The organism is Colwellia sp. Bg11-28, from assembly GCF_002836245.1.
GTDB lineage: Bacteria > Pseudomonadota > Gammaproteobacteria > Enterobacterales > Alteromonadaceae > Colwellia > Colwellia psychrerythraea_A.
Map to the genome: position 1 here is coordinate 1 of NZ_PJBA01000017.1, position 2,240 is coordinate 2,240.

General features: G+C 50.6%; 1 rRNA gene. It reads right to left on the reverse strand.

The window, feature by feature from the left end:
• Positions 1–2,240, reverse strand: a 23S ribosomal RNA gene (locus tag CXF79_RS17440); the annotation flags it as partial.

Sequence of the window (2,240 nt, forward strand, 5' to 3'; positions counted from 1 at the left end):
CCAGTGAGAACTCATCTCAAAGCCTGCTTCCCGCTTAGATGCTTTCAGCGGTTATCAGTTCCGAACGTAGCTACCGGGCAATGCCATTGGCATGACAACCCGAACACCAGTGGTTCGTCCACTCCGGTCCTCTCGTACTAGGAGCAGCCCTCTTCAATTCTCAAACGCCCACGGCAGATAGGGACCGAACTGTCTCACGACGTTCTAAACCCAGCTCGCGTACCACTTTAAATGGCGAACAGCCATACCCTTGGGACCGACTTCAGCCCCAGGATGTGATGAGCCGACATCGAGGTGCCAAACACCGCCGTCGATATGAACTCTTGGGCGGTATCAGCCTGTTATCCCCGGAGTACCTTTTATCCGTTGAGCGATGGCCCTTCCATACAGAACCACCGGATCACTATGACCTACTTTCGTACCTGCTCGACGTGTCTGTCTCGCAGTTAAGCTGGCTTATGCCATTGCACTAACCGTACGATGTCCGACCGTACTTAGCCAACCTTCGTGCTCCTCCGTTACTCTTTGGGAGGAGACCGCCCCAGTCAAACTACCCACCAGACAGTGTCCCCAAGCCCGATAAGGGCCCTAGGTTAGAACATCACGCATACAAGGGTGGTATTTCAAGATTGGCTCCACCACATCTAGCGACATGGTTTCAAAGCCTCCCACCTATCCTACACATGTAGGAGCAATGTTCACTGTCAAGCTATAGTAAAGGTTCACGGGGTCTTTCCGTCTAGCCGCGGGTATACGGCATCTTAACCGCAAATTCAATTTCACTGAGTCTCGGGTGGAGACAGTGTGGCCATGATTACGCCATTCGTGCAGGTCGGAACTTACCCGACAAGGAATTTCGCTACCTTAGGACCGTTATAGTTACGGCCGCCGTTTACCGGGGCTTCGATCATCAGCTTCGTCCGAGGACTAACCGAATCAATTAACCTTCCGGCACCGGGCAGGCGTCACACCGTATACGTCATCTTTCGATTTTGCACAGTGCTGTGTTTTTAATAAACAGTTCCAGCCACCTGGTTACTTCGACTACTCTTCGCTTACACCGCAAGGGTTTAACGTTGAGCAGCGTACCTTCTCCCGAAGTTACGGTACTATTTTGCCTAGTTCCTTCACCCGAGTTCTCTCAAGCGCCTTAGTATTCTCTACCTAACCACCTGTGTCGGTTTGGGGTACGGTTCCTATATATCTGAAGCTTAGAAGCTTTTCCTGGAAGCATGGCATCAACAACTTCAACTCCGTAGAGTCTCGTCTCGTATCTCAGTGTTAATGAAGTCCCGGATTTACCTAAGACAACCACCTACATACTTTCACACGGACTACCAACGCCGTGCTTGTTTAGCCTACTCCGTCCCTCCTTCGCAATATATAGAAGTACAGAAATATTAATCTGTTTCCCATCGACTACGCGTTTCCGCCTCGCCTTAGGGGCCGACTTACCCTGCCCTGATTAACATGGGACAGGAAACCTTGGTCTTTCGGCGGGGGAGTTTTTCACTCCCCTTATCGTTACTCATGTCAGCATTCGCACTTCTGATACCTCCAGCAAACTTCTCAATTCACCTTCAACGGCTTACAGAACGCTCCCCTACCACTCATAATAAATTATGAATCCGCAGCTTCGGTGACTAGTTTAGCCCCGTTACATCTTCCGCGCAGACCGACTCGACTAGTGAGCTATTACGCTTTCTTTAAAGGATGGCTGCTTCTAAGCCAACCTCCTAGCTGTCTATGCCTTTCCACATCGTTTCCCACTTAACTAGTACTTTGGGACCTTAGCTGGCGGTCTGGGTTGTTTCCCTCTTCACAACGGACGTTAGCACCCGCAGTGTGTCTCCCGCATATCACTCATTGGTATTCGGAGTTTGCAAAGGGTTGGTAAGTCGGGATGACCCCCTAGCCTTAACAGTGCTCTACCCCCAATGGTGTTCGTGCGAGGCTCTACCTAAATAGATTTCGGGGAGAACCAGCTATCTCCCGGCTTGATTAGCCTTTCACTCCGACCCACAAGTCATCACCGCATTTTTCAACATACGTGTGTTCGGTCCTCCAGTTGATGTTACTCAACCTTCAACCTGCCCATGGGTAGATCGCCGGGTTTCGGGTCTATACCCTGCAACTAAACGCGCAGTTAACACTCGCTTTCGCTACGGCTCCCCTAATCGGTTAACCTTGCTACAGAATATAAGTCGCTGACCCATTATACAAAAGGTACGCAGTCACCC